This window comes from Ramlibacter sp. (assembly GCF_028292805.1).
GTDB lineage: Bacteria > Pseudomonadota > Gammaproteobacteria > Burkholderiales > Burkholderiaceae_C > Ramlibacter.
In genome coordinates this window covers 1-7,065 of the sequence record NZ_JAQGLS010000221.1, presented here as the reverse complement: position 1 = coordinate 7,065, position 7,065 = coordinate 1, and the positions used below count along the sequence as shown (strand labels likewise).

Genomic DNA, 7,065 nt, shown 5'->3' with positions numbered 1-7,065 from the left:
CGCGTGGCTGGTGCGCAGCGGCGTCAGCGGCTGGCCGGCGATCCCGCTGGCCGCGCGGCTGGCCACCGGCGTGCTGGCGCTGGTGCTGGCCTGGCTGGCGCTGGCGCAGGCGCGCGTGATCGGCGTGAACTTCCTGCTGTCGGTGCTGGTGCTGGTCTGGGTGGCCGACATCTTTGCCTACTTCGCCGGCAAGGCCTTCGGCCTGAAGTTCACCAAGCGCAAGCTGGCCCCGACCATCAGCCCCGGCAAGAGCTGGGAAGGGGTGTGGGGCGGCATGGCGGGCGTGGCCGTGCTGGCGATCGTCTGGACCGTCGCCGACGGCGCGGCGCAGGCGCAGGTGCCCAGCCTCTATTCGCGGCTGGCCGCGCTGGGCTGGCCGGTGCTGGTGATCGCCGCCGTCTTCCTGGCCGCGATGAGCGTGGTTGGCGACCTGGTCGAGTCGCTGGTCAAGCGCAGTTCCGGCTTCAAGGATTCCAGCCAGCTGCTGCCTGGCCATGGCGGCGTGCTCGACCGCATCGACGCGCTGCTGCCCACGCTGCCGCTGGCGATGATGCTGGCTTCGCTGGCGCAACGATGAAGCAGCGGGTCACCGTCCTTGGCTCCACCGGCTCGGTCGGCGCCAACACGCTGGATGTGATCGCGCGACATCCGGAGCGCTTCGAGGTGTTCGCGCTCAGCGCCTCCTCGCAGGTCGACCTGATGCTGCGGCAGTGCGCGCAGTTCCGCCCGTCCTTCGCCGTGATGGCGCAGGACGATGCGGCCCGCGCGCTGGCGGACCGCATCGCATCCGAGGGCCTGCCCACGCAAGTGCTCGCCGGCGCGGCGGCCATCCAGAGCGTGGCCGGCCACGAGTCGACCGACGTGGTGATGGCGGCCATCGTCGGCGCGGCCGGCCTGGCGGCCTGCCTGGCGGCCGCCCGCGCCGGCAAGAAGCTGCTGCTGGCCAACAAAGAGGCGCTGGTGGTCGGCGGCGAGTTGTTCCTGGCGGCGGTGCGCGAAGGCGGGGCCCGCCTGTTGCCGATCGACAGCGAGCATTCGGCGATCTTCCAGTCGCTGCCGGAAGACGCCGCGAGCTGGGATGCCCGGGTCGAAAAGATCATCCTCACCGCTTCCGGTGGCCCATTTCGCACTCGCACGCCGGAATCGATGCGCCACGTGACGCCCGAGCAGGCCTGTGCCCACCCCAACTGGGTGATGGGCCGCAAGATCTCGGTGGACTCCGCCACCATGATGAACAAGGCGCTGGAGGTGATCGAGGCACGCTACCTGTTCGGCCTGGCGCCGCAGCGGCTGGAGGTGGTGATCCATCCGCAGAGCGTGATCCACTCGATGGTGCAGTACCGCGACACCTCGGTGGTGGCCCAGCTGGGCACGCCCGACATGCGGGTGCCGATCGCCTACGGCCTGGCCTGGCCGGAGCGGGTGGCGTCGGGCGCCCAGGCGCTGGACTTCTCGACGCTGGCCGACATGAGTTTCGAGTCGCTGGACAGCCGCGGCCACAGGGAGCGCTTCCCGGGCCTGCAACTGGCCTGGGACTGCCTGGCAGCCGCGCCCGGCACCACGGCGGTGCTGAACGCGGCCAACGAGGTCGGGGTGGCCGCCTTCCTGGACCGGCGCATCCGCTTCGACCAGATCCATGCGGTGAATCTTGCAACTTTGGCGGCCGTGCTGCCCTCCAAGCCGGCAACGCTGCAAGATCTGCTGGCGGTGGATGCCCAGGCGCGCGCCGCCGCCAACCAGGCGATAGCCCGCTTGGGCGCCTGAACCGGATTTTCCAGATGCTGACTGTCGTTGCTTTCATCGTGGCCCTGGGGCTGCTGATCGCCGTCCACGAGTACGGCCACTACCGCGTGGCGGTGGCCTGCGGCGTGCGCGTGCTGCGCTTCTCGGTCGGTTTCGGCACCACCCTGGTCCGCTGGAAGCCCAAGAATCAGCACCCCGGCCAGGACACCGAGTTCGTGATCGGCGCCTTCCCGCTGGGCGGTTTCGTCAAGATGCTGGACGAGCGCGAAGGCGCGGTGCCGCCGGAAGATCGCCACCGCGCCTTCAATGCGCAGCCGCTCAAGTCGCGCGCCGCCATCGTCGCGGCCGGCCCGGCCGCCAACTTGCTGCTGGCCGTGCTGCTGTACGCGCTGGTCAACTGGATTGGGGTGCAGGAGCCGCAGGCGGTGCTGGGCAGTCCGGTGGCCGGCTCGATCGTGGCCGAAGCCGGCCTGCGCGGCGGCGAGCGCGTCGCCGGCGCCGGCTTTGCCGGCGAGCCGGTCGAGCCCATCGCCTCGTTCGAGGAGCTGCGCTGGCTGCTGACGCGTGGCGCGCTGGACGGCCGCGACCTGAAGATCGCCCTGGCGCCCGAAAGTCCGGGCGGCGCCCGCGAGCTGCTGCTGCCACTGAGCAGCCTGGACGCACGCGACGCCGATGCCCGCCTGATGCGCAAGGTGGGCGTGGTCGGCCCCTGGTCGCCGGCGCAGATGGGCGAGGTCAAGCCCGGCGGCGCAGCCGAGCGCTCCGGCCTGCGCCAGGGCGACCTGGTCGTGCGGATCGCCGGCAAGCCCGTGGGCGACGGCCAGCAGCTGCGCGACCTGATCCGCGCCCAGGTCGCGGGCGGCAAGGCCGTCAGCGCCAGCTGGGAGATCGAGCGGGGCGGCAGCCGGCTGGTGCTGCCGGTCACGCCGGACGTGGTGACCGAGGCCGGCGCCACCGTCGGCCGCATCAACGCCTACGTGGGCGCGCCGCCGGCCATGCTGACGGTGCGGCACGGCCCGGTCGACGGCCTGTGGAAGGGCATGGTGCGCACCTGGGAGGTCTCCGAGCTGACCCTGCGCATGATGGGCCGCATGGTGATCGGCGAGGCATCGCTCAAGAACCTGAGCGGGCCGCTGACCATCGCCGACTACGCCGGCAAGTCGGCCAGCCTGGGCCTGACACAGTACATCTTGTTTCTGGCGCTGATCAGTGTCAGCCTCGGCGTGCTGAACCTGCTGCCGCTGCCGGTCTTGGACGGTGGGCACCTGATGTATTATCTTTGGGAGGCCGTCACCGGCCGTAGCGTTTCGGACGCCTGGATGGAGCGCCTGCAGCGCGGTGGCGTGGCGGTGCTGCTGGTGATGATGTCGATCGCTCTGTTCAACGACGTCACCCGGCTTTTTGGTTAGAACAACTAAGCAGTTGCCGCCGCGCCCGCCCGTCGGCGCCACCCAGATTTCAATGAAACAACAATTCAAGCGCTTGCGCGTGCGTACCGTTACGGCCGTGGCCGCCCTGGCCTTTGCGGCCAACGCCTGGGCCGTGGACCCGTTCACCGTGCGTGACATCCGCGTCGAAGGCCTGCAGCGGGTCGAGCCGGGGACGGTCTTCGCCTCCCTGCCGTTCCGCGTGGGCGACCAGTACAACGACGACAAGGGTTCGGCCGCCATCCGCGCGCTGTTCGCCCTCGGCCTGTTCAAGGACGTGCGGCTGGAGGTCCAGGGCGACGTGCTGATCGTCGCCGTGGAGGAACGCCCCACGGTGGCCGCGGTCGACTTCTCGGGCGCGCGCGAGTTCGATGCCGACACGCTCAAGAAGGCGCTGCGCGAAATCGGGCTGACCGAAGGCCGGCCGTATGACCAGGCACTGGCCGACCGCGCCGAGCAGGAGCTCAAGCGCCAGTACATCAACCGCAGCCTGTATGGGGCGGAGGTGGTCACCACCGTCACGCCGATCGAGCGCAACCGCGTCAACCTGACCTTTTCGGTGACGGAGGGCGAGCCCACCCGGATCAAGGAAGTGCGCATCGTGGGCAACCGTGCCTTCAGCGAAGGCACGCTCAAGGGCCTGTTCGACCAGGACACCGGGGGCTGGCTGTCCTGGTACACCAAGTCCGACCGCTATTCGCGCACCAGGCTCAACGCCGACCTGGAAGCGCTCAAGTCGCACTACCTGCAGCGCGGCTACCTGGAGTTCCGCATCGATTCGACCCAGGTCGCGATCTCGCCGGACAAGCAGGAAATCAGCATCACCGTCAACATCACGGAGGGCAGCCCCTTCGTGGTGTCCGGCGTCAAGCTGGAAGGCGATTACCTGGGCAAGGACGACGAGTTCAAGTCGCTGGTCAAGATCCGCCCGGGCCAGCCCTACAACGCCGACGAGGTGGCCGAAACCACCAAGGCCTTCACCGACTACTTCGGCAACTTCGGCTATGCCTTTGCCCAGGTCGAGGCCCGGCCCGAGATCGACCGCGCCAACAACCGCGTGGCGTTCGTGCTGGCCGCCGCGCCGTCGCGCCGCGCCTACGTGCGCCGCATCAACATCGCCGGCAACAACCGCACCCGCGACGAGGTTCTGCGGCGCGAGTTCCGCCAGTTCGAGGCCAGCTGGTACGACGCCGAGAAGATCAAGCTGTCGCGCGACCGCATCGACCGCCTCGGGTTCTTCCGCGACGTCAACGTCGAGACCACCGACGTGCCGGGCGCGCCCGACCAGGTGGACCTGACCCTCACCGTGGCCGAGCGGCCCACCGGCAGCCTGCAGCTGGGCGCGGGTTTTTCCAGCGCCGAGAAGCTGGCGCTGTCGTTCTCGATCAAGCAGGAAAACGTGTTCGGCTCGGGCAACTACCTGGGCGTGGAAGTCAACACCAGCAAGTACAACCGCACGCTGACGCTGAACTCGGTCAACCCGTACTTCACCCCGGACGGGATCTCGCGCACCATCGACCTGTACCACCGCAGCTCGCGGCCGTACGAGGACCAGGGCGGCAACTACCAGCTGATCACCTCCGGCGCCGGCCTGCGCTTTGGCATCCCGTTCAGCGAGGTCGACACCGTCTACTTCGGCGGCAGCGCCGAGCGCACGCAGATCAAGCCGGGCACCAACATCCCGGCGGCCTACCTGGCCTTTGCCCAGCGCTTTGGCTACACCAGCTCCGCCTTCCCGCTGTCGGTGGCCTGGTCGCGCGACGACCGCGACAGCACGCTGGCGCCCACCAGCGGCAGCTTGAAGCGCGTCTCGGGCGAGGTGGGCGTGGGCGGCGACGCCCGCTACCTGCGCGCCAACGCGCAGTACCAGCACTACCTGCCGCTCAACAAGCAGTACACGCTGGCCTTCAACGGTGAGCTCGGCTGGGGCAAGGGCCTGTCGGGCCGGCCGTTCCCGGTGTTCAAGAACTTCTACTCGGGCGGCCTGGGCTCGGTCCGCGGTTTCGACCAGGGCACCCTGGGGCCGCGCGACATCACCGGCTCGTCCATCGGCGGGCCGCGCAAGATCACGCTCAACACCGAGGTGATCGCCCCGTTTCCGGGCGCCGGCAACGACCGCACGCTGCGCATGTTCGGCTTCGTCGACATCGGCAACGTGTTCGGCGAGAACGAGCAGGTGAATTTCGGCGACATGCGGGCCTCCGTCGGCGTCGGGCTGTCCTGGCTGTCGCCCATCGGCCCGCTGCGCATCGCCGCCGCCCAGCCGGTGCGCAAGCAGGCTGGCGATAGAATCCAGAGATTCCAATTCCAGATCGGAACGTCCTTTTGATGAAGTATCTGTCCCGTCGATGCCTGGTGCTGCTGCTGGGCGTGTTCGCGCTCGGCGCCCAGGCGCAGGCGCAGGATTTCCGCGTGGGCTTCGTCAACACCGACCGCATTTTCCGCGAGGCCAACACGGCCAAGTCCGCGCAGGTCAAGCTGGAGCAGGAGTTCGCCCGGCGCGAGAAGGAGCTCAACGACCTCGGCACCGCCCTGAAGACGGCATCGGACAAGTTCGAGCGCGAGGCGCCGACCCTGTCCGAAGCCCAGCGCAGCCAGCGGCAAAAGGCCTTGATCGACCAGGACCGCGAATTCCAGCGCAAGCGCCGCGAATTCCAGGAAGACCTGAACGCCCGCAAGAACGAGGAACTGCAGACGGTCCTGGACCGCGCCAACCGCGTGGTCAAGCAGGTCGCCGAGCAGGAAAAGTACGACCTGATCCTGCAGGAAGCCGTCTACATCAACCCGAAGCACGACATCACCGACAAGGTGATCAAGGCGCTGAACTCGGTGCGCTGACACCCGCCCGCCGGTGCTGCACCTCGGCGATTTCATCGCGGCCCTCGGCGGCGAACTCATTGGCGACCCCCAGCTGCCCGTCGAGCGCCTCGCGCCGCTCGACGCCGCCGGGCCTTCGCATCTCAGCTTCCTGAGCAACCCTCGCTACCGGCAGCAGCTCGACGCCTCCCGCGCCGGCTGCGTGATCGTCGCGCCGGCCATGCGCGAGGCGGCGCAGGCGCGCGGCGCCTGCATCGTGGCCGACGATCCCTATCTCTATTTCGCCCGGGCCACCCAGCTGTGGAAGCGCAGCCATGCCCGCAGCACCGGCCCCGCCATCCACCCCAGTGCAGTGATCGATGCCCAAGCCGTGATCGGCGAGGGCGTGCGCATCGGGCCCCAGTGCGTGGTGGAGCGCGGCGCCCGCATTGGCGAGGGCACGGTGCTCAAGGCCCGCGTCGTGGTCGGCGAGGACTGCGTGATCGGCGCCCGCTGCACGCTGCATCCCGGTGTCGTGATCGGCGCCGACGGTTTCGGCTGGGCGCCCAACGCCGGCACCTGGGAGAAGATCGAACAGCTGGGGGCGGTGCGCATCGGCGACGACGTCGACATCGGCGCCAACACCTGCATCGACCGCGGCGCGCTGGCCGACACCGTCATCGAGGACGGCGTCAAGCTGGACAACCTGATCCAGGTCGGCCACAACTGCCGCATCGGCAAGCACACCGCGATCGCCGGCTGCGTCGGCATCGCCGGCAGCGCCAACATCGGCGCGCACTGCACCATCGGTGGCGCCGCCATGATCCTCGGGCACCTGACCATCGGCGACGGCGTGAACATCTCCGCCGGCTCCTTCGTCGCGCGCTCGATCCTCAAGCCCGGCCTGTACACCGGCATCTTTCCCATCGACGACAATGCGGCCTGGGAAAAGAACGCCGCGACGCTCAAGCAGCTGCACACGCTGCGCGACCGCATCAAGGCGCTGGAAAAGAAACTATGACCCCCACGCTCGTCACTCCGTTCTGTCGCTGCCCCCCGAGGGGGCGTTCGTTGCCTTGGGGCGGCCCGGCGGCAACTC

Annotated in this window: 6 protein-coding genes; all 6 read left to right on the top strand. The window is 69.0% G+C overall.

What is annotated here, in order from left to right:
• The coding region (locus JWP65_RS13755) for a CDP-archaeol synthase (protein ID WP_299764635.1) at nucleotides 1–577 on the top strand (577 nt) is incomplete at its 5' end.
• Nucleotides 574–1,764, top strand: coding sequence for a 1-deoxy-D-xylulose-5-phosphate reductoisomerase (gene ispC / locus JWP65_RS13750; protein WP_299764633.1), 1,191 nt, complete (start codon nucleotides 574–576; stop codon nucleotides 1,762–1,764). The genes JWP65_RS13755 and ispC, both read left to right, overlap by 4 nt.
• Nucleotides 1,765–1,778: 14 nt before the next feature.
• On the top strand, nucleotides 1,779–3,152 hold the full coding sequence (rseP, locus tag JWP65_RS13745; protein WP_299764631.1) for an RIP metalloprotease RseP: 1,374 nt from the start codon (nucleotides 1,779–1,781) through the stop codon (nucleotides 3,150–3,152).
• Nucleotides 3,153–3,204: 52 nt separating this feature from the next.
• Nucleotides 3,205–5,499, top strand: a complete 2,295-nt coding sequence (gene bamA, locus JWP65_RS13740) for an outer membrane protein assembly factor BamA (protein WP_299764629.1) — start codon at nucleotides 3,205–3,207, stop codon at nucleotides 5,497–5,499.
• Complete coding sequence (locus JWP65_RS13735; RefSeq protein WP_299764627.1) at nucleotides 5,499–6,008, top strand: OmpH family outer membrane protein; 510 nt, start codon at nucleotides 5,499–5,501, stop codon at nucleotides 6,006–6,008. The genes bamA and JWP65_RS13735 overlap by 1 nt, the downstream gene beginning before the upstream one ends.
• Before the next feature lie 13 nt (nucleotides 6,009–6,021).
• Nucleotides 6,022–6,987 (top strand): UDP-3-O-(3-hydroxymyristoyl)glucosamine N-acyltransferase, encoded by a 966-nt coding sequence (gene lpxD, locus JWP65_RS13730; RefSeq protein WP_299764624.1) that lies wholly within the window; start codon nucleotides 6,022–6,024, stop codon nucleotides 6,985–6,987.
• The last annotated feature ends 78 nt before the right edge of the window (nucleotides 6,988–7,065 follow it).

Bases quoted from the DNA above. Each gene is read 5' to 3' on its own strand.
- ispC (WP_299764633.1), top strand. From the start codon at position 574: ATGAAGCAGCGGGTCACCGTCCTTGGCTCCACCGGCTCGGTCGGCGCC.
- JWP65_RS13735 (WP_299764627.1), top strand. From the start codon at position 5,499: ATGAAGTATCTGTCCCGTCGATGCCTGGTGCTGCTGCTGGGCGTGTTC.
- bamA (WP_299764629.1), top strand. From the start codon at position 3,205: ATGAAACAACAATTCAAGCGCTTGCGCGTGCGTACCGTTACGGCCGTG.
- rseP (WP_299764631.1), top strand. From the start codon at position 1,779: ATGCTGACTGTCGTTGCTTTCATCGTGGCCCTGGGGCTGCTGATCGCC.